Here is an 18993-nt window from a genome sequence, read left to right on the forward strand (position 1 = left end):
TCATGGCTGAGGTGGGCGAGATGTTCATCTTCCTGCAGAACGGGGCCGATCCGGTGACCGACCGGGTCGTGCACGAGCACGGCGGCGGGCGGACGCTGCTGGTGTGGGCGCCCGACGGCGCGGCGGCGGCACGGGTGGCCGACGAGCAGGTGCGGGCCGGCGTCCGGCTGATCGAGCTGTACCGCGGCTTCGACCTGGAGTCGGCGGGCGAGGTCATCGAGGCGGTGGACGGGCGGGTGCCCGTCGGCGTCGCCGGCTACGGTTTCGGCACGGCGCCCGGCAGCATCGGCCACTCGGTGACGATCTACGCCGACGCCGAGGCCGATCCGGCGGTGCAGCGGGTGGTCCGGGAGCACGCCGACGGCACCCGCACGACCGTGCTCGGCGCTCCGAATCCCGCCGCGGCCGCGCAGGCGGCGGCCGAGCTGGTCGACGCCGGCGCCGACCTGGTCGAGATCTGCGGCGGCACCCCGCTGACCACCGCCCGGCACGTCCAGCGGGCCCTCGGCGGCCGGGCGGCGGTCAGCCTGGTCGCCTTCCCCTTCGAATCGATCGACGGAGCGGCCGCCTTCAAGGCGGCCTTCGAAGCGGCGCAGGAATCGACCGGTTCGTAGCGGAGCCGTGAGTTGTTGCCCCGCCCACCCAGGGGGCCACCCTCCCCTCAAGCCTCTCGCGATTCGGTGCGCGTAGGGGAGGGTTACCCGCGGGTTGTGGACGACCGGGCCGCGGCGGGCACCGCTGTGGACGGGGCGGTTGACGGACGGCGCGGCGCGATGGCGGCGCCGTCCGTCGCGCCCCGTCCGCGTGCCCAGGCGCTCACCCGGACTCGTGGTGCAGCAACAGAGGCTTCAGGATGGCGGCCAGTTGGGCGCGCCGGTCCGCGTCCAGCGGCGCGAGGAAGCGCTCGTCGGCGGCGAGCACGGCGTCCAGGGCCTGCTCGGCGACGCGTTCGCCCCTCTCGGTGAGGTGGACGAGGACGCCCCTGCGGTCGTCGGGGTCGCGCTCGCGCCTGACCAGGCCGAGGCGGTCGAGGCGGTCCAGCCGCGCCGTCATCGCCCCTGAGGTGATCAGCGACGACCGCGCCAGCTCCGTCGGCTTGGTGCCCGCGGGCTCGCCGCGCCGGCGCAGGGTGTTCAGCACGTCGAAGTCGCCGTAGCTGAGGCCGAGCGACCGCAGCGCCTCAGCGATCATGCGCTGCCCGATCTCGGCGGACCGGAACAGCCGCCCGACGACGTGTAGCACCCCGGCGTCCAGTTCGGGGGCGCTGCGCGCCCACTCGCCGACCATGCGGTCGATCGAGTCCTCCGCCATCGCTCTCCTCACCAGGCGACGCCCCGACGGAAGCTCTGAAACGGCCTCCCCGGCCCACGGCAGCACACCCTACCCAGCGCCCCGACGCCGCGGTTCATCCACCGCGCCGGCTCTGACGGAGACCTCATCGGGCCGAGGAACCGCCCGGACGTCTCCGGCGCTTCGCGGAGCCGTTCGCCGGCCCGTCCGCTCAGCGGGGCCGCTCGCCCAGCGTCCGCAGATGCGCGCGCCAGTCGGCGGTCGCGGTGATGTCGGTGAGGGGCGCGGCCGGGGTGTACGGGCGGCGCAGCAGCATGGCGAGGGACGGGGAGCCGTCGGCGAGCTCGATGACGCCGAGTTCGAGTTCGGGGGGTTCGGCGGGGAGCAGGCGCTCGCGCAGCAGCTCCCAGCCGAGGTCGTACAGCTCGCCGGCGATGCTCGCGCCGCCCTCGGTGACGGGCCGGAGGCCGGGGAAGCGGTCGCCGACGCTGAAGAAGCGGTAGCGGGGGGCGGTGCGGGTCTCGGCCAGCAGCGGCGCGCCCTCAAGCAGGTGGTGCAGCTCGCCGCCGCGCATGGCGCCGCCGTTGAGGAACATGTGGGGCACGGAAACCTCCGTCGAGTCGGGACGACAGACCTGGGCTGTGCTCGGTGGGTGGGTCGGCTGGTGCGGGCGGGTGTCTCTCAGGTCGGTCGCGCTTACTCGGCCGGTGGGTTCGCGGCGGTGCGACCGTCCACAGGGGCGGGTCCGCGTGCTCATTTATCCACAACCCGCGGGTAACCCCTCGCGCCGCGCACCCCAGGGCGGGAGGATGGATGCAGGGGAGCCCCCCAGGGAGGGCGGGGGAAGGAGAAGCAGGTCGCGGGCCGGCGGGGCTGTCTTGGGCGTGAGCCGTGAGCCCTGGTCGCGGTGGGTCCGCGGTGGTGGGGCGGGTTCCCCCTCGGCTCGGCGGCGCTGCTCGGTCGGCGGCGCTGCGGCGGGGCTTGCCGGCCGGCGCGCCGGGGAGCGGGAACGGGCCGCCCGGCTCCGGTGGCCTCGGCGGCGGGAACGGGTCGGCCCCGGTCCCGGCGGCCGGAGCGGGCGCCGCTGCCCGATGTCACGGTACCGGCAGGCCCACGATGTCCTCGGGGCGGACCGGGGCGTGGGCGAGCGGGCGGCCGGTGGCGGCGCGGATGGCGGCGATGATGGCGGGGGTCGAGGACAGGGTGGGCGGTTCGCCGGCGCCGCGCAGGCCGTACGGGGCGTGCGGGTCGGGGTGCTCCAGGATCTCGACGCGCATGGGCGGCATGTCCAGGATGGTGGGGATCAGGTAGTCGGTGAAGGACGGGTTGCGCACGGCGGCGTCGCGCACCTGCACCTCCTCCATCAGGGCCAGGCCCAGGCCCTGGGCGGAGCCGCCGTGGATCTGGCCGGCGAGCTGCAGGGGGTTGAGCGCGCGGCCCACGTCCTGGACGGCCGCCAATTCGACCACCCGGACCAGGCCGAGTTCGGTGTCGACGTCCACCACGGCGCGGTGCACGCACATCGCGAACTGGACGTGCGCGTCGCCCTGCCCGGTCAGCGGGTCCATCGGCCGGGTGGGGCGGTGCCGGAAGACGCGGGTCTCCTCCACGGCGGTGTCGGCCAGCAGCTCGGCCAGCTCCGCCACCACCGCGCCCAGCCGCGTCACGACCGCGCCGCCGCGCAGCTCCAGCGCGTCGTCGGCGCCGGGCGGCAGGCCGCGCTCGCGGGCCAGCCGGAAGACGGCCTCGCGCACCGCCTCGCACGCGGCCTTGACCGCGCCGCCGGTCATGTAGGACTGGCGGGAGGCCGACGAGGAGCCCGAGGAGCCCACCGCGGTGTCGGCGGGGCGCACCACCACCCGCTCCACGCCCAGCTCGGTCCTGGCCACCTGCTGCTGGACGGTGACCAGGCCCTGGCCCACCTCGGCGGCGGCGGTGTGCACCTGCACGGCGGGCTCGCCGCCCACCAGCTCCAGCCGGACCCGCGCGGTGGAGTAGTCGTCGAAGGACTCCGAGTAGCAGATGTTCTTGATGCCCACGCCGTAGCCGACGCCGCGCACCACGCCCTCGCCCCGGGTGGTGCCGGCGACGCCGCCCGGCAGCCGCCGCGGGTCCGTGCCGGGTCCGGTCTCCGGCTCCGCGGGCGGCGGCAGCGCGCGGGCGCGCGCCAGCATGTCGGCCATCGGCAGCGGCATGTCCACCGGTTGCCCGGTGGCGGTGCGCGAGCCCTCGGACATCGCATTGCGGATCCGCAGCTCCACCGGGTGCATGCCCAGCGCCTCGGCCAGCCGGTCCATCTGCGACTCGTAGCCGAAGCACGCCTGCACCGCACCGAAGCCGCGCATCGCGCCGCACGGCGGGTTGTTGGTGTACACGCCGTAGGCGTCCACCCGCACGTTCGGCACCTCGTAGGGGCCCACCGCCATCGAGGACGCCACCCCGACCACGGCCGAGGTGGTCGACGCGTACGCGCCGCCGTCCAGCACGATCTCCATGGTGGCGAAGACGAGGGTGCCGTCGGCGCGGGCACCGTGCTCGTAGCGCATGGTGGCCGGGTGCCGGTGCACGTGGCCGAAGAAGGACTCCTCGCGGTGGTAGACCATCTTCACCGGCCGCCCGGTGCGCAGCGCCAGCAGGCAGGCGTGCGCCTGCATGGACAGGTCCTCGCGGGCGCCGAAGGCGCCGCCCACCCCGGCCAGGTTCAGCCGCACCTTCTCCGGCGGCAGGCCCAGGCACGGCGCCAGCTGCGACTGGTCGACGTGCAGCCACTGGGTGGCGACGTAGAGGTCCACGCCGCCGTCGGCCGCCGGGACCGCCAGGCCCGACTCGGGGCCGAGGAAGGCCTGGTCCTGCATGCCGACCTGGTACTCGCCGGTGACGATCACATCGGCCTGCGCCCGCACCTCGTCCAGGCCCGCCCCGGCGGCGAAGGCGCCGGTGCGCACCGGCTGGTACCGGACGACATTGGCCGGGCGCGCCGCCCCGCCGGGCTCAGGCGGGGCGGCGGGGCCGTGCACCGGCGGGCAGGCCGGGTCGAAGGCGGCGCGGCGCGCGTCGGAGACGGGTTCGAGCACCTCGTAGTCGACGGCGATGCGCATCATCGCGCGCCGCGCCGTCTCCGGGTGGTCGGCGGCCACGATCGCGACGGGCTCGCCCTGGTAGCGCACCTTCCCGTCGGCCAGCACCGGCTGGTCGGCGCGCTCCAGGCCGTAGTACTTGGCGCCGGGCACGTCCTCGTGGGTGAGCACCGCGTACACGCCGGGCAGCCGCACCGCCTCGGTGAGGTCGATGCCCCGGATCCGCGCGTGCGGGTGCGGGCTGCGCAGGGTGGCGCCCCACAGCATGTCGTCGGCCCACAGGTCGGAGGAGTAGGCGAACTCGCCGGTCACCTTCAGCACGCCGTCTGGCCGCGGCGCGTCGGTGCCCACGCCGTGCCGGACCCCGCCGCGCTCGGCCGGGTCGGCGGGCACCGGGGGCGCGGCGGGCGCGGCCGGTGCGCGGGTCTCACTGGACGCTGTCACGGGCGATCCGCCTTCCGTGCGGGCGCTGGTCGCGCTCATCCCCCCGCCACCCCCGGAGGAGCCTGCGGTGCGCCGCGGCCCCGGCGCTCGCGGCCTCCTGCGCGGAGACGGTGCGCAGCTCACCGCGCTCCACCACGGTGCGGCCGCCCACCAGCAGCAGGTCCAGTGGCGGGACGGGGCCGAAGACGAGGGCGGCCACCGGGTCGGCGATCACGTCCGCGCCGAAGCCGTCGACTCGCCACAGGGCGAGGTCGGCGAGCTTGCCCGGTTCGAGTGAGCCGATCTCGTCCTCGCGGCCCAGGCAGCGGGCGCCGCCCAGGGTGCCGATCCGGAGTGCCTCGCGGGCGTCCAGCGCGGTCGGGCCGAGCCGGGCCCTGGCCATCAGCAGGGCTTGGCGCAGCTCGCCCGCGAGCGGGGTCAGTTCGCTGGAGGCGGCGCCGTCCACGCCCAGGCCGACGGGGACCCCGGCGCGCAGCAGTTCGGTGACGCGGGCGATGCCCGCGCCGAGCCGGGCGTTGGAGCTGGGGCAGTGCGCGACGCCGGTGCCGGTGGCGGCGAGCCGGGCGAGGGCGTCGTCGGACAGGTGCACGCCGTGGGCGAGCCAGACGTCGGGGCCGAGCCAGCCCAGCTTCTCGGCGTAGGCGACCGGTGGCAGGCCGAACTCGCGGCGGCACTGCTCCTCCTCGTCCAGCGTCTCGGCGAGGTGGGTGTGCAGCCGCACGCCCGCGGCGCGGGCCAGTTCGGCCGCCTGGGTCATCAGCCGGGGGCTGGCCGAGAAGGGCGAGCAGGGTGCGACGGCGACACGGACCATGGCGCCGGGCGAGGGGTCGTGGTGGGCGTCGATCGCGTCCTGGGTGGCGCGCAGCGCCCCCTCGGTGGTCTCCACGATCTCGTCGGGCGGCAGGCCGCCCTCGGAGCGGCCCCGGTCCATCGAGCCGCGGCTGGGGTGGAAGCGCAGGCCGACCTGCGCAGCGGCCTCGATCTCGGCGGCCAGCAGGTCGCCGCGCCCGGACGGGAACACGTAGAGGTGGTCGGCGGCGGTGGTGCAGCCCGACAGCGCCAGCCACGACAGCCCGGCCAGCGCGGTGCCGCGCGAGACCTCGGCGTCGATGCGGGCCCACACCGGGTACAGCTCGACCAGCCACTCGAACAGGGTGGCGCTCTGCGCCATGCCCTGGGTGGCCCACTGGTAGAGGTGGTGGTGGGTGTTGACCAGGCCGGGGGTGAGCAGGCGGCCCCGCCCGTCCACCCGGCGGGCCCCCGGCAGCTCGGGCGCGGGACCCGGCCCCACCGACGCGATCCGGCCGTCGACCGCCACCAGGTGCCCGTCGGGGAAGTCGGGGCCCGACACCGGCGCGATGTGCGCGCCCTCGATCACGACGGGGCCGCTCACGCCGCGCCCCCCGCCCGCTCGGCGGCCAGCCGCACCGCGGCCAGGATCTGCTCGTAGCCGGTGCAGCGGCACAGGTTCCCGGCCAGCGCCTCGCGGACCTCGTCGTCGCCGGGCGGCTGCCCGCCCGCGCCCACGGTGCGGCGGAGCAGGTCGTGGGTCTGCACCAGCAGGCCGGGGGTGCAGAAGCCGCACTGCACCGCGCCCGCGTCCACGAAGGCGCTCTGCACCGGGTCCAGCGCCTCGCCGTCGGCCAGGCCCTCGACGGTGCGGACCGAGCGGCCCTCGGCCTGCCCGGCCGCCACCAGGCAGGCGCACACCGTCTCGCCGTCCAGGTACACCGTGCACGAGCCGCACTCGCCCTGCTCGCAGGCGTTCTTGCTGCCCGGCAGCCCCAGCCGCTCGCGCAGCACGTACAGCAGGCTCTCGCCCGCCCACACGTCGTCGGCCCGCACCGGGCGGCCGTTGACCTCGAAGCTCACCCGCACGGGTCCGCTCCCTTCCGGTAGTCCTCCCACGCCCAGCGGAGCGTGCGACGCGCCAGCACGCCCACGGCGTGCCGCCGGTAGGCGGCGCTGCCGCGCACGTCGTCGATGGGCCGGGCCGCCCGCGCGGCCAGCTCGCCGAAGCGGCGCTCCACCGCCTCGGGCAGCGGCCGCCGCGCCTCCCAGCGGTCGGCCAGCTCCGCCCGCAGGAAATCCTCGGCCTCGTGCGCCCGCAGCGGGACGGGTCCGGCCGAGCCGATGCCGGTGCCGACCTCGCCGAGCGCTGGCCGCAGCTCGATCGCGAAGGAGCAGACCGCGATCACCATCGCGTTGCGGGTGCCGACCTTGGCGAAGCGCTGCGGCCCGGCGGCCGGCGGCAGCAGCACCGCGGCGATCAGCTCGTCGGGGCGCAGCTCGGTGCGGCGCGGTGCCAGGTAGAAGTCGCGGGCCGGCACCCGGCGCACCTCGCCGCGGGAGGCCAGCTCGACCTGCGCGTCCGTGGCGAGCAGCGGCGGGTGGGCGTCGCCCGCGGGCGACGCGGCCCCCAGGTTGCCGCCGACGGTGCCGCGGTTGCGGATCTGCGGTGAGCCGATGGTGCGCGCCGCCGCGGCCAGCGCGGGCGCCCGCGCGGCCAGCTCGGCCACGATCCTGGTGTAGGGCACCCCGGCGCCCAGCCGCAGCCAGCCGCCGTCGGGCCCGTGGCCGCGCGGCTCGGGCAGGCCGGACAGGTCGATCAGCGCCTCGGGCAGCTCGGCCGGGCGGCCGAACTCGCTGCCGGACGCGTTCAGCTCCACCATCACGTCGGTGCCGCCCATCAGCGGCCGCGCGCCGGGCAGCTCCGCCCGCATGGCCAGCGCCTCGTCCCAGTCGGCCGGGCGCAGGAACTCCATGCCGCCGCCTCCGGACGCGCTCACGGCCGCCGCCCCCGCGCGCCCGCCGCCGCACTCCCGATGCCGTCCGCTGCTCTCACGCCGCCTCCACCGCCGCCGGCCGCCCGGCGGCGCGTCCCGTTCCGATCCCCGTGTCCCGCACCCGCCCCGCCGGCCGGGTCCGGCCCGTCATATCCCACCGCTGCCCTCACCAGCAGAAATCCACGGTGGGAAGCTCGTCGCGCAGCACGGTGCCCTCGATCAGCCCGTAGGGGCGGTCGGCCGCGTAGAAGACCTCGCCGGGGTTGTCGAGACCGAAGGGGTCCAGGTCGACCAGGAAGTGGTGCCGGTTGGGCAGCGAGAGCCGCACCTCGGCGAGTTCGGGCCGCTCGCGCAGCAGGGTCTGGCCCATCGCGTACAGGGTCTGCTGGAGGGAGCGGCTGTAGGTGTCGGCGAAGGCGGCCAGCAGCAGCTCGCGGGCCGCGGTGTGGGAGGCGTCCCAGTCGGGGGCCGCGTCGGGGTCGGGCTCGGTGGCGGTGTGCCGCCAGCGGGCGTCCACCGAGGTGGCGAGCAGCCGGTCACCGGTCTCTGCGAGGGTGGTGTAGCGGTCGCGCGGGAAGCCGCGGAACTCCGAGCCGCTGGTGTTCAGGACGGTCAGCCCGCTCAGCCCCGACACGGTCCAGGCCGCGGGCGGCCCGCCCGGCTCGCGCCGGCAGGTGACGGTCGCGGTGCGCGCCTCGCCGCCGGCGCGGGAGAAGGAGTGCGGCCGCCCGCCGGTGCGCTGCCAGGCGTGCTGCTCCACCGACACCCGCGCCTGCCGCACCGCCTCGACCGTGTCGGTGAAGTGCCGGGCCAGCCGGAGCGCGAAGGTCTCGGGCGTGCCGACGCCGAACTCGCGGGCGAAGGCGTACACGGTGTTCTTCTGCGAGTCCGTCGGCAGCACCCGGGAGTTGTCGCCGGTCAGGTGGGTCTCGGTGAGTTCGCCGGACAGGGCGATGCCCACGGTGAGGTCGGTGACCCGGTGCCGCTCCGCGCCCCGCTCGACGTGCACCAGCCGCACCTCGGCCTTGCCGTAGCGGTTCGGCCCCAGCACGATGCCCAAGCTCAGCTCCCTCGGTAGGTGGAGTACGCGAACGGGCTCAGCAGCAGCGGCACGTGGTAGTGGCCGCCTGCCTCGGTGACGGTGAAGGCGACCGCGACCTCCGGGTAGAAGGCGGCGACGCCGAGGGCGGCGAAGTAGCCGCCGGTGTCGAAGACCAGCCGGAAGTCGCCGGGGTCCACCGCGGCGGGGTCGTGCCAGTCGCGCAGCCGCCCGTCGCCGTCGGTGCGGCCCTCGGCCAGCGGCGCCCCGCCGGGACCGCACGGCTCCAGCCGGACCGCCAGCCCGCGGGCGGGGGCGCCCACCCGGGCGTCCAGGACGTGGGTGGAGACGGTGGCGCTCACCGGCCCTCCTCCGGGGGTGTCGGCCCGACCAGCCGGCCGAGGCGGATGCGGGTGATCCGGCGCAGTTCCTCGCGGACCACGGGCCGCTCGGCCGCGGGGTCGTTGCCGAGGCGCTCGCGCAGCGCGGCCAGCATCTCGGCGGCGCTGCGGCCGGTGGCGCAGATCAGGAAGACGTGGCCGAAGCGCTCCTCGTAGGCGCGGTTGCCCTCGACCAGTTCGGCCTGGAGGCGGGAGCCGGCGTCGTCGGCGCCGCTCTGCTCGCGCCGGGACCACGCCGCGGCGCGGTCGGCGCCGGCCGCGCGCTCGCCGATGCGGGGGTGGGCGGCCAGCGCCGCCTCGACCTGCTCCCAGTCGAGTTCGGCCAGCGCGGCGTCGGAGGCGGCGGCCAGCGCGCCGGCGGTGCCGTAGGGGCGGCCGGCGGCCACCCGCGCCGCCCACGGCGGGGAGGCGCAGCAGGCCAGCAGCTCCCGCTCGCACTCGTCGTCCGGCAGGCCGTTGAACGCGGGCAGCGGCAGGACGTCGGCGGAGTCGGCGGACGGGAAGGTCAAGCGGTCCTCCAGCCGTCGGCGGGCGGCGCAATGGCGCGGCGGGGGCCGGGAGCGGTGCCTGATCGCATGACATGACTGTCCCCGACCCGGGACGAAATCGCGCTTTCCGCCAGGTTTCGGTCTGGTAAATCCCGGTGTGGTGACATGTGCGTGCCGTACCGCGCCGCGCCCACCGCGAAACGTGCCCGTCCGCCACCGCCCCCGGCCGGTACCGTGGAAGCGGTTCGCGGGCACGATCGATCGGGGAGGGCGACGGTGCGGCTGCCTGGCCTCGGCATGAGGGTGTACGTCATCGCCGGGGCGTCGGTGGCGCTCGTGCTGGCCCTCGTCGCGGTGCTGCTGACCCTGCCGGGCGAGGCGCCGGTGCTCCGCCCGCCGGAGCCCGAGGCGAGCGGCTCGCCGCCCGACTGGCGGATCGAGCTGGCGCCGGCCGAGGCGGCCGTCTGGGGCGGCTACCTCGCCCTGGGCGACTCCTACTCCTCCGGCGACGGCGCCGACTCCTACGCCCCGGGCACCGCGCGCGACGGCGGCTGCTGGCGCTCCGACAACGCCTATCCGCACCGGGTCGCCGAGGTGCACGCCTTCGCCGGCGGCCTGGGCTTCTGGGCCTGCAGCGGCCAGCGCGGGCAGGGGATGCTGGACCAGCTCGGCGGCGCCGACTCCCAGCTCGACCGGCTGGAGGCCGGCACCAGCCTGGTCACCCTGGGCGTGGGCGGCAACGACCTCGGCTTCGTCCCGGTGCTGCGCACCTGCATGGTGCGGCTGCCCTTCGTGGACGCCGACGCCTGCGCCGCCCAGGAGGCGGAGATCATCGAGCGGATGGACGTGCTGGACGGGGTGCTCGCCGAGATCCTGGCGGTCGTCGCCGAGCGGGCGCCGGACGCGCGGGTGCTGCTGGTGGGCTACCCGCGGCTGTTCCCGCCCGAGCCCGAGGGCTGGTACTACACCCTGCCGCCCGAGGACCAGCGCTGGATGAACACCATGGCCGCTGAGTTCAACGAGCGGCTGCGCGCGGCCGCGCGCCGGGCCGACGAGCTGCGCACCTCCGGCGACGGCGTGGGCAGCGTGGAGTTCGTCGACACCTACGACGCCTTCGACGGCCACGAGGTCGGCACCGACGAGCCGTGGCTGAACGGCGTGGTGCTCGCCTCCCGCGAGGAGGGCGGCATCACGGTGGACCGCAGCAGCTTCCACCCCAACGCGGTCGGCCACCGCATCGTCGGCCAGGTCATCTCCGCGCAGGTCGAGCTGGGCCCGGGCCGGCCGCTGCTGGTGAGCAGGGCCGCCTACGCCCGCGCGGCCGCCGCGCCCTCGCCGCGCTAGCGCACCGGCCGCCCGGCTACTCCACGTAGGGTGCGAGCGCCTCGACGTAGGCGGCGGCCGGCACGGGCGCGTACACCTGCTCGGCCTCCAGCGCCACGTCCGCCTCGGCCTCCGTCGGGCAGACCGCCTCGGGCTCCAGCACCACCGTCGCCACCTCGGCGCGGGTGCTCGCCTCCATCAGCGTGACGGTGTACTCCGGCACCGCCAGCGGCAGGCCCGCCCCGAACTCCGCGCACAGTCGCGGCGTCTTGGTCTCGCCGGTCAGCTCGGCGCAGGCCACCAGTTGGACGGCGGTGGCGTCCTGGCCCGCCCAGCCGGGCTGGGCCGCCTCGGGGCGGTCGTTGACGTGCAGCGGCACCACGGGGAAGCCGTCGTCACCGCCGCCGGGCGCCTCGGCGAAGACCCGCACCGGGTGCGGCCCCTCACCGCCGTAGGCCGGCGCCTCGGGGAAGTAGAAGGGCCGCTCGCACATGGACGACATGTCGGTCTCCGCGGCGAGCACCTCGTCGCTCGGCCGCACCAGCCAGGTGTCGGCGGCGACGAAGCCGCCCGCGGCCGGCAGGACCAGCAGCGGCCAGGCCAGCCGCAGCCAGTGGCGCCTGCGCCGCCGGGTGCCTTCGGGGTTCTGCGGCCCCTCGGGCCGGAGCTGGTCGGCGGGCTGGGCACCCTCGGCGTTCAACGGGTCTGCTCACGCTCCTCGTCAGGAAGTTCCGGGCCGCTGCCCGACCTCCCTGAGACGCCGCAGCGCGATCATCCGTTGCATCGGACCCAGCGTGCCCCCGTTCGGGCCGCCGCCGGACGGGCCGGGGTCCGTCGCGGCGGGCTTGCCCAGCTCCATCGCGCGCACGCTCGCGTACAGCGCGAGCGGGGTGGCGATGGTCAGGGCCAGTGCCGGGATCGCGATGCCGGAGTCGTTCACGGCGAAGCCGACCATGGCCGTGACCAGCGCGCCGGTCAGCCCGGCTCGCAGCGCGGGCACCCGCTCGTAGGCGAGCTGCAGCGCGCCGGCCTTCCAGTTCAGCGGCCGGTTGAGCACCCCGAACAGGAACAGCAGCGCGCAGGCGGCCAGCAGGGTGAGCGGCCAGTTGCCGAGGGTGCCCAGCGTCGCCTCCAGCTTGCGCAGCACCACGCTGACGGCCTCGCCGTTGAGCACCTGGCCGATGAAGGCGCCGAAGTGGCTGCGCTCGTCGGGCGGGCGCAGGTAGTCGAGGAAGGCCAGCCCGAAGACCAGCACCAGCCCCGCGCCGCCGATCAGCACGAAGCGCAGCACGGTGACCCGGCGCCCGGCCACCATCAGCGCCGTGACGGCGATGCCGGGCACCAGGGCGATGACGCCGCCGAAGTCGGTGCCCAGGCCGGGCCAGCCGGTGAGGCCGATGGCGGCCAGCCCGACGGCGAGGGTGAGCGCCACCGCCCAGCGGCGGTGCCCGGACCTGATCAGGAAGTGGGCGAGTCCGGCGGCCAGGATCAGCACACCGGTGGCGAAGGTGGCGAAGGCGATGTTGCCCAGGCCGTAGAAGCGGCCCGCGACCACGGGGGAGTAGCCGGTCAGGCTGTTGAGCTGGAGGCGGGCGCCGGTGGCGATGTCGGTGAAGAGCACGCCCGCGGTGATCCCGGCCACGATGGTGACCGGGCCGATGATCGACCGCCGCCACGGCCCGGCCAGCGCGATCGCCACCACGATCCCGTCGGCCACCAGCACCGTGGCGATCATGGCCAGGGCGGCCAGGTCGGAGCGCCACCACGGCACCAGGTTGGCCAGGTAGGCGGCGACCGGGGCGGCCGCGCCGGCCAGCGCCACCACCTTGGTGACGGCGAGCACCTTGGGCCGGCGCTGCTCGCCCCACTCCCGGCGCAGCACCACGGCGGCGGCCGCGTAGATGACCAGCTGGACGGTGACCAGGCCGGTGAAGAAGGGCGCCATCATCGTGCCGACCACGCTGGAGGCCGTGTTGACGGCCCGCAGGTCGGCCACCGCCTCGGCCTCGGCCGGCGCGGCCACCTGCGTCCACTGCCGGCCGACCGTGCCCGGCACCGGGCCCAGCTCCAGTTCGCGCAGGACCGCGGTGGTCATGTCGGTGAGGGTGACCAGGCCCTCGCGGCGGGTGGACTCGGAGGTGAGGAAGGCGTGCGTGTAGCCGCCGTCGGCGCCCGGGCCGGAGACCAGCAGGGAGGTCAGCTCCGAGGCGCCCCGGTCCATCGAGATCCCGGCCACGATGACGGTGGCGTTGGGCGGCACCTCGGCCATGGTCTCGGCGACGGCCTCGTCCACCTCCGTCATCAGGGTGTCGCGGTCCTGCTCCTCGACCTCGGCCGGCTCTGAGGGCTCCTCGCCGTCCTCCTCGTCGACCGGCTCGGGCGGCAGGTAGGCGCGGACCAGGTCGTCGATCTCGACGGCGGCGAGCGAGGCGCGGGCCCACTCGTCCTCGGGCACGCTGGTGGGGCGGGTGGCGTAGTAGTCGACCCGGCCGTCGGCGTCGGCGGCGCCCAGCACCGCGCCGGAGCCGACGGCGAGGGTGCGGCCGCCCGCGTCCTGCACCGCCTCGCCGAGCAGGCCGATGGACGCCCCGTACTGGGTCTCGTCGGCGTTGTAGGCGGCGATCTTGCCGAAGCCGGGGTAGCTCGCGCTCGACCCGTCGATGTCGGGGTCCTCGGGCAGCTCGCAGACGCTGTGGTCGGCGCGCGGCCAGGTGGCGCGCTGCCCGGCCGACAGGCTCAGCCAGCCGTCCACGGGGCAGGTGCGCGAGGTGACCGTGCGGATGGAGAGGTTGGCCAGTGCGGCGTCGCCCACCATGCCCCACAGGGTGGGGGTGCCCTCGGGGGTGATGTCGTCCCAGCGCACGCCGGGCACGCCGATCACCACCACCTGGGGGGCGCCCAAAGCCGGCTCGGCCGTGGCCGCGGCGATGGCGCCGTCGGCGGCCGGCTCGGCGCCGGGCGGAGCCGAGGCCACCAGCAGCGACGGTGCGCCGAAGACCACACCCAGCACCACGGCGATCCGGGTGAGCCAGACACGACGCGACACGGATTCCCTCGTTCCCTCGTCCTCGGCCGCCTGCTTCGGCCGCCCCGGCAGCTCCCCGGCGGGGGCCGGACCCGCCCGTCCGGCCGGTCCGCGCACGGGGTCCGTCCCGACGCTACCGGTGGGGCCGGTCGGTAAACGAACGGTCGGGCCGGGCGTCGCCGTTCCGTGATGGCTCCGCGACGCCCGGCCGGCGCGGCCGGAGCGGCGCCGGGCACCGGCAGAATGGGGCCATGCCCGACGCGAGATCCGGCCGGCCGGCCACGCCGGCCGAGGCGGAGCGGGAGCAGCTGCGGCTGCGCGAACTGGTCCGCCCCGGTCCGGCGCGCCCGGTGCGGCCCGCCCGGGTGGCGGGCCTGGACGTCGCCTACGCGCCCGACGACTCCGTGCTGGCCGCGGCGGTGGTGGTGCTCGACGCCGTCACCCTGGAGGTGGTCGACAGCGCGCACGCCCTGGGCCGGCCCGCCTTCGGCTACGTGCCCGGGCTGTTCGCCTTCCGCGAGGTGCCGACCCTGCTGGACGCGCTGGAGCGGCTGACGGCCGTGCCCGAGCTGCTGGTCTGCGACGGCCACGGCCGCGCCCATCCCCGCAGGTTCGGCCTCGCCTGCCACCTGGGCGTGCTGACCGGCCTGGCCTCCATCGGCGTGGCCAAGACCGCCTTCGTCGGCACGCACGCACCGCCCGGCCCGGCCCGCGGCGACCGGAGCCCGCTGGTCGACGCGGGCGAGACCGTCGGGGCGGTGCTGCGCACCCGCTCGGGCGTCAAGCCCGTGTACGTCTCCACCGGCCACCGCGTCGAGCTGGACGCGGCCGTGGACCAGGTGCTCGCGCTGACACCCCGCTACCGGCTGCCGGAGACCACCCGCCAGGCCGACCGGCTGTGCCGCTCGGTGCTCAGGGCGCGCCTGGGCGGCTGAGGCACCGCGCGGCCGAGGAGCCCGGGCGGTCAGCCCGCCGGCCGCCGGTCGGGGCCGATGCCCGCCAGCGCGGTGGCGAGGCCGATCCCGACGACGCGCTCGATCTCGGCGTGGTCGGCGTCCGGGTCGGCGGAGCGCACGGCGAGCCCGGCGCTGACGACCGCGCCGACCAGGGCGCCGACGGCCGCCGCGGCGGCGTACTCGTCCAGTTCGGCTGGGTAGGCGCGGTGCAGCGCCTCGGCGAGCCGGGCCTGGATGGCGAAGAGCTGCCGCAGGGCGCGCGCCTGGAGGGCGGGGACCGACAGCACCAGCCGGACGCGGACGGCCGGCAGTTCGCCGGCCAGTCCTACGGCGGAGGCGTCGAAGGCGAGGGCCTGGCGCACCACGCGGACCAGCAGTTCGCTGTAGTGCTCGCCGGGGCGGCGGTCGGCGACGGCGGCCAGCGCGGCCTCGGTGAAGGCCGCGGCGTCGGCGAAGAGCACGTCCTCCTTGCTCGGGAAGTAGCCGAAGAAGGTGCGGGTGCCGACGTCGGCGGCGGCGGCGATCTGCGCCACGGTGGTCTGCTCGTAGCCCTGCCGGTCGAAGAGCCGGATCGCCGCCTCGACCAGTTCCCTGCGGGTCCGCTGCTTCTTGCGCTCGCGCATGCCCTCGGCCATGGCCGGCAGCCTAGTGCGTCCGCTGCCATCCCGCACATCATGCTGATCGGCAGATGATGCTAACTTGCACTCAATGCAGTTTTCGAGCCGGTGCCGCGGCACCGCGGCGACAGGAGGACGGGATGGGAAGCCTGGACGGGCGGGTGGTGCTGGTCACCGGGGCGGGCCGGGGCATCGGGCGCGCCTACGCCCTGCTGTTCGCGGCCGAGGGGGCGGCGGTCGTCGTCAACGACACCGGCGGCGCCGTCGACGGCGGGCCGGAGGACGCCGGGGCGGCCGAGCGGGTCGCCGCCGAGATCACCGCGGCGGGCGGGCGCGCGGTGGCCGACACCGGCAGCGTCGCCGACTGGGCGGCCGCCCGCCGGATGGTCCGGGCGGCGGTGGACGCCTTCGGCGAGCTGCACGCCGTGGTGAACAACGCCGGGATCGAGCGCGGCCGGATGCTGCCCGACATGACCGAGGAGGAGTTCGACTCGGTCGTCGCGGTGCACCTCAAGGGCACCTTCGCGGTGAACAGGTGGGCGGCCGCCTACTGGCGGGAGCGGCACGGGGCCGGTGCGGCGGCGGACCGCGCGATCCTGAACACCTCGTCGGGCTCGGGGCTGTTCAACCCGCTGCCCAGCCAGAGCAACTACGCCGCCGCCAAGGCCGGGATCGCGGCGATGACCACCGTCGCCGCCCTGGAGCTGCGGCGCTACGGCGTGCGGGTGAACTGCGTGGCGCCCTCGCGCACCCGCACCCGGATGACGGCGTCGGTGCCCGCCGTCGGGGACGAGCCGGCGGCCGAGGGCTTCGACCCCTACGACCCCGCCAATATCGCGCCGCTCGCCGCCTACCTGGTCAGCGCCGGCTGCCCGCTGACCGGCCAGGTGTTCAGCGCATTCGGCGGCACCGTCACCTCACTGCGCCCCTGGGAGCCGGGCGAGACCGCCGCCGCCGAGGGGCGGTGGACGGTGGAGGGGGTGGCCGGGGCGGTGCGGGCGCTGCCCTACCAGGACCCGGCCGAGCGGCTGCTCCGGACGCTGCGCGCCTCCGGCGTGCTGCCCGAGGGGGCGACCGCGGACCAGGTCTGGGCGATGGTCGACGGCATGCGCGGCTGAGCGCGGGCTAACCGCGGCGCAGCCCGGCGAAGGCGAGGGTGGTGGCGCCCGCGACCAACTGCTCGGTTCCGGTGCGCCCGCCGGGCCGGTACCACTCGGCGATCGAGTTCACCATCCCGAACAGCAGCCTGCTGGTCAGCGCGGGGTCGATGTCGGGGCGCACGTCGCCCTCCTCGACCCCGCGCCGCACCAGCTCGGCCACGAAGCGGTCGAAGGCGCGGCGGCGCCGCAGCGCCTCGCGCTCCACCTCCGTGTTGCCGCGCACCCGCAGCAGCAGGGTGACGTGCGGCAGCTCGGCCACCAGCACCCGCACGCTGCCGCGCAGCACGTGCTCCAGCCGGTCGACGGCCGGCCCGGTGCGGGCCGGCTCCTCCTCGGTGACGGCGAAGAGCGCGTCGAGCGCCCGGTCCAGCGAGCGGCGCAGCAGCTCCTGCTTGCCCGAGACGTGGTGGTAGATGGCCGACTTGCTCAGGCCGAGCGCGCGGGCCAGGTCCTCCATGCTGGTGCCGTCGTAGCCGCGCTCGTTGAAGACGCGCACCGCCACCGCGAGCACCGACGCGGAGTCGTGGCCGGGCCGGCCGAGGCGGCGCGGTCCCGTGGCCGCAGAGGATGACATATCCCCTGATTATGGCCGCACCCCGGGGCGGGCGCGCACCCGGCCGCCCTTGAAACCGACCGAATGTTCGGTTAGTAATGCCCTAGCGGACCGGTCGGGCGACGAGGAGGGCGAGGATCCATGGGCGAGCCGAGCAGCACACCGGGCGGGCGCCCGGACTTCCACGCCGTCCACCGCGAGCTGCTGGAGCGGGCGGTCGCCGCGGTCCGCGAGCGCGCGTACTTCTCGGCCTATCCGGAGTCGCCGAGCCCGCGCGTGTACGGCGAGACGGCGGCGGCCGAGGGCAAGGCCGCCTTCGAGCGGCTGCTCGGCGGTCCCTTCCCGCTCGACCAGCCCGGAGAGCGCGGCCGGGTCGCCACCGAGCGCTCGCCCTACGGGATCGAGTTGGGCGTGAGCTACCCGCGCGCCGATCCCGACGCCCTGATCGCCGCCGCCACCGCGGCGCTGCCCGGCTGGCGCGACGCCGGGCCCGACACCCGCGCCGGGATCGCGGTGGAGATTTTGCGCCGGATCAACGCGCGCTCCTTCGAGCTGGCGCACGCCGTGCAGCACACCACCGGGCAGTCCTTCGTGATGGCCTTCCAGGCCGGCGGCCCGCACGCCCAGGACCGGGGGCTGGAGGCCGCGGCCTACGCCTACGAGGCGCAGACCCGCTACGCCGCGTCGGTCCGCTGGGAGAAGCCGCAGCGCAAGGGCGAGCCGCTGGTGATGGAGAAGAGCTTCACCCCGGTGCCGCGCGGCGTCGCCCTGGTCATCGGCTGCACCACCTTCCCGACCTGGAACGCCTATCCGGCGATCTTCGCCGACCTGGTCACCGGCAACCCGGTGATCGTCAAGCCGCACCCCGGCGCGGTGCTGCCGCTGGCCCTCACCGTCTCCATCGCCCGCGAGGTGCTGGCCGAGGCGGGTATGGACCCGAACGCGGTGCTGCTGGCCGCCGAGGAGCACGGCGAGCGGCTGGCCGCCGAACTGGCGCTGCGGCCCGAGGTGCGGGTGGTGGACTTCACCGGCTCCACCGAGTTCGGCGACTGGCTGGAGCGCAGCGCCGTGCAGGCCTTCGTCAGCACGGAGAAGTCGGGCGTCAACACCGTGGTGGTGGACTCCACCGACGACTACCGGGGCCTGCTGGGCAATCTGGCCTTCTCGCTGGCCCTCTACAGCGGGCAGATGTGCACCACCCCGCAGAACATCTACGTCCCGCGCGAGGGCGTGGCCACCGACGACGGCCGCCGTGGCCCCGGCGAGTTCGCCGCCGACCTCGCCGCCGCGCTGGACCGGCTGCTGGCCGACCCGGCGAAGGCGGCGGGCACCCTCGGCGCCCTGGCCAACCAGGGCGTGGTGGACCGGCTCGACGGCGCGGCCGCGCTCGGCAAGGTGGTGCTGGCCTCGCGGGCGCTCGCGCACCCCGAGTTCCCCGACGCCGTCGTGCGCACGCCTACCGTGGTCGCCCTGGACGCCGACGCGAGCGAGGTGTACGGCCGCGAGCACTTCGGCCCGATCTCCTTCGTGATCACCACCGACGACACCGCGCACGCGCTGCGGCTGCTGCGCGAGACCGTGGCCGAGCGCGGCGCGCTGACGGCGTCGGTGTACTCCACCGATCCCGAGGTGCTGGCGGCGGCGCGGTCGGCCGCACTGGACGCCGGGGTGAACCTGTCGGAGAACCTCACCGGCCCGGTCTTCGTCAACCAGTCGGCCGCCTTCAGCGACTACCACGGCAGCGGCGCCAATCCGGCGGCCACCGCCGCGCTGACCGACCCCGGCTTCGTGGCCGGGCGCTTCACCTTCGTGCAGGTGCGCAGGCACGCCTGAC

Annotated in this window: 18 protein-coding genes; 5 read left to right on the plus strand and 13 right to left on the minus strand. The window is 76.0% G+C overall.

Annotation, left to right across the window (positions count from 1 at the left end; translation table 11 throughout):
• Positions 1-2: 2 nt before the first annotated feature.
• Positions 3-614 carry a DUF6506 family protein gene (locus CLV72_RS01195; protein WP_146159310.1) on the plus strand — a complete coding sequence of 204 codons (612 nt, stop codon included), beginning with the start codon at positions 3-5 and terminating at the stop codon, positions 612-614.
• A 202-nt stretch (positions 615-816) separates the two neighbouring features.
• On the opposite strand, the gene CLV72_RS01200 is transcribed toward CLV72_RS01195, so the two are convergent.
• The 9 genes from CLV72_RS01200 to uraD all read right to left on the minus strand — a co-directional run bounded on the left by CLV72_RS01200 (position 817) and on the right by uraD (position 9546).
• Positions 817-1311, minus strand: coding sequence for a MarR family winged helix-turn-helix transcriptional regulator (locus CLV72_RS01200; protein ID WP_106237735.1), 495 nt, complete (start codon positions 1309-1311; stop codon positions 817-819).
• A gap of 190 nt (positions 1312-1501) precedes the next feature.
• Positions 1502-1885, minus strand: coding sequence for an allophanate hydrolase-related protein (locus CLV72_RS01205; protein ID WP_342755653.1), 384 nt, complete (start codon positions 1883-1885; stop codon positions 1502-1504).
• 499 nt (positions 1886-2384) lie between these two features.
• A complete protein-coding gene (locus tag CLV72_RS01210) occupies positions 2385-4760 on the minus strand; it encodes a xanthine dehydrogenase family protein molybdopterin-binding subunit (protein ID WP_245929897.1) in 2376 nt (791 codons plus the stop codon).
• A gap of 34 nt (positions 4761-4794) precedes the next feature.
• Positions 4795-6204 (minus strand): 8-oxoguanine deaminase, encoded by a 1410-nt coding sequence (locus CLV72_RS01215; protein WP_106237744.1) that lies wholly within the window; start codon positions 6202-6204, stop codon positions 4795-4797.
• Positions 6201-6689, minus strand: coding sequence for a (2Fe-2S)-binding protein (locus CLV72_RS01220; RefSeq protein WP_106237748.1), 489 nt, complete (start codon positions 6687-6689; stop codon positions 6201-6203). Before CLV72_RS01220 ends, CLV72_RS01215 begins: the two co-directional genes overlap by 4 nt.
• Positions 6680-7576: an FAD binding domain-containing protein gene (locus tag CLV72_RS01225; RefSeq protein ID WP_106237752.1), complete on the minus strand. Its 897-nt coding sequence runs from the start codon at positions 7574-7576 to the stop codon at positions 6680-6682. Before CLV72_RS01225 ends, CLV72_RS01220 begins: the two co-directional genes overlap by 10 nt.
• A 187-nt stretch (positions 7577-7763) precedes the next feature.
• Entirely contained in the window at positions 7764-8657 is an 894-nt protein-coding gene (gene pucL, locus CLV72_RS01230) for a factor-independent urate hydroxylase (protein ID WP_106237755.1), read from the minus strand.
• A 2-nt stretch (positions 8658-8659) separates the two neighbouring features.
• The gene (gene uraH / locus CLV72_RS01235; RefSeq protein ID WP_106237758.1) at positions 8660-8998 is read right to left on the minus strand and encodes a hydroxyisourate hydrolase; all 339 of its coding nucleotides are present in this window, start codon (positions 8996-8998) and stop codon (positions 8660-8662) included.
• Positions 8995-9546 (minus strand): 2-oxo-4-hydroxy-4-carboxy-5-ureidoimidazoline decarboxylase, encoded by a 552-nt coding sequence (gene uraD, locus CLV72_RS01240; RefSeq protein ID WP_245929799.1) that lies wholly within the window; start codon positions 9544-9546, stop codon positions 8995-8997. The genes uraH and uraD overlap by 4 nt, the downstream gene beginning before the upstream one ends.
• Positions 9547-9801: 255 nt before the next feature.
• Here uraD and CLV72_RS01245 point away from each other — a divergent pair, with 255 nt between their 5' ends.
• On the plus strand, positions 9802-10869 hold the full coding sequence (locus CLV72_RS01245; protein ID WP_106237762.1) for an SGNH/GDSL hydrolase family protein: 1068 nt from the start codon (positions 9802-9804) through the stop codon (positions 10867-10869).
• A gap of 16 nt (positions 10870-10885) precedes the next feature.
• On the opposite strand, the gene CLV72_RS01250 is transcribed toward CLV72_RS01245, so the two are convergent.
• Both CLV72_RS01250 and CLV72_RS01255 read right to left on the minus strand, forming a co-directional pair.
• On the minus strand, positions 10886-11548 hold the full coding sequence (locus CLV72_RS01250; RefSeq protein ID WP_106237765.1) for a hypothetical protein: 663 nt from the start codon (positions 11546-11548) through the stop codon (positions 10886-10888).
• 21 nt (positions 11549-11569) lie between these two features.
• A complete protein-coding gene (locus CLV72_RS01255; protein WP_211302650.1) occupies positions 11570-13894 on the minus strand; it encodes a fused MFS transporter/spermidine synthase family protein in 2325 nt (774 codons plus the stop codon).
• A 230-nt stretch (positions 13895-14124) separates the two neighbouring features.
• Here CLV72_RS01255 and CLV72_RS01260 point away from each other — a divergent pair, with 230 nt between their 5' ends.
• The gene (locus CLV72_RS01260) at positions 14125-14808 is read left to right on the plus strand and encodes an endonuclease V (RefSeq protein ID WP_106237768.1); all 684 of its coding nucleotides are present in this window, start codon (positions 14125-14127) and stop codon (positions 14806-14808) included.
• Between the two features lie 29 nt (positions 14809-14837).
• Here CLV72_RS01260 and CLV72_RS01265 read toward each other — a convergent pair whose 3' ends face one another.
• Entirely contained in the window at positions 14838-15464 is a 627-nt protein-coding gene (locus CLV72_RS01265) for a TetR family transcriptional regulator (RefSeq protein ID WP_106237770.1), read from the minus strand.
• Positions 15465-15586: 122 nt separating this feature from the next.
• On the opposite strand from CLV72_RS01265, the gene CLV72_RS01270 reads away from it, so the two are divergent.
• Complete coding sequence (locus CLV72_RS01270) at positions 15587-16564, plus strand: SDR family NAD(P)-dependent oxidoreductase (protein WP_106237773.1); 978 nt, start codon at positions 15587-15589, stop codon at positions 16562-16564.
• Between the two features lie 7 nt (positions 16565-16571).
• On the opposite strand, the gene CLV72_RS01275 is transcribed toward CLV72_RS01270, so the two are convergent.
• Complete coding sequence (locus CLV72_RS01275; protein ID WP_211302651.1) at positions 16572-17180, minus strand: TetR/AcrR family transcriptional regulator; 609 nt, start codon at positions 17178-17180, stop codon at positions 16572-16574.
• A 120-nt stretch (positions 17181-17300) separates the two neighbouring features.
• On the opposite strand from CLV72_RS01275, the gene paaN reads away from it, so the two are divergent.
• Positions 17301-18992 (plus strand): phenylacetic acid degradation protein PaaN, encoded by a 1692-nt coding sequence (gene paaN / locus CLV72_RS01280; RefSeq protein ID WP_106237775.1) that lies wholly within the window; start codon positions 17301-17303, stop codon positions 18990-18992.
• The last annotated feature ends 1 nt before the right edge of the window (position 18993 follow it).

The organism is Allonocardiopsis opalescens (assembly GCF_003002095.1).
Classification (GTDB): Bacteria; Actinomycetota; Actinomycetes; order Streptosporangiales; family Streptosporangiaceae; genus Allonocardiopsis; species Allonocardiopsis opalescens.

Coding starts and splice junctions, on each gene's coding strand:
- CLV72_RS01225 (WP_106237752.1), bottom strand. CDS start 7,576: ATGGAGTTCCTGCGCCCGGCCGACTGGGACGAGGCGCTGGCCATGCGG.
- CLV72_RS01205 (WP_342755653.1), bottom strand. CDS start 1,885: ATGTTCCTCAACGGCGGCGCCATGCGCGGCGGCGAGCTGCACCACCTG.
- CLV72_RS01275 (WP_211302651.1), bottom strand. CDS start 17,180: ATGTCATCCTCTGCGGCCACGGGACCGCGCCGCCTCGGCCGGCCCGGC.
- CLV72_RS01265 (WP_106237770.1), bottom strand. CDS start 15,464: ATGGCCGAGGGCATGCGCGAGCGCAAGAAGCAGCGGACCCGCAGGGAA.
- CLV72_RS01270 (WP_106237773.1), top strand. CDS start 15,587: ATGGGAAGCCTGGACGGGCGGGTGGTGCTGGTCACCGGGGCGGGCCGG.
- paaN (WP_106237775.1), top strand. CDS start 17,301: ATGGGCGAGCCGAGCAGCACACCGGGCGGGCGCCCGGACTTCCACGCC.
- CLV72_RS01260 (WP_106237768.1), top strand. CDS start 14,125: ATGCCCGACGCGAGATCCGGCCGGCCGGCCACGCCGGCCGAGGCGGAG.
- CLV72_RS01195 (WP_146159310.1), top strand. CDS start 3: ATGGCTGAGGTGGGCGAGATGTTCATCTTCCTGCAGAACGGGGCCGAT.
- CLV72_RS01200 (WP_106237735.1), bottom strand. CDS start 1,311: ATGGCGGAGGACTCGATCGACCGCATGGTCGGCGAGTGGGCGCGCAGC.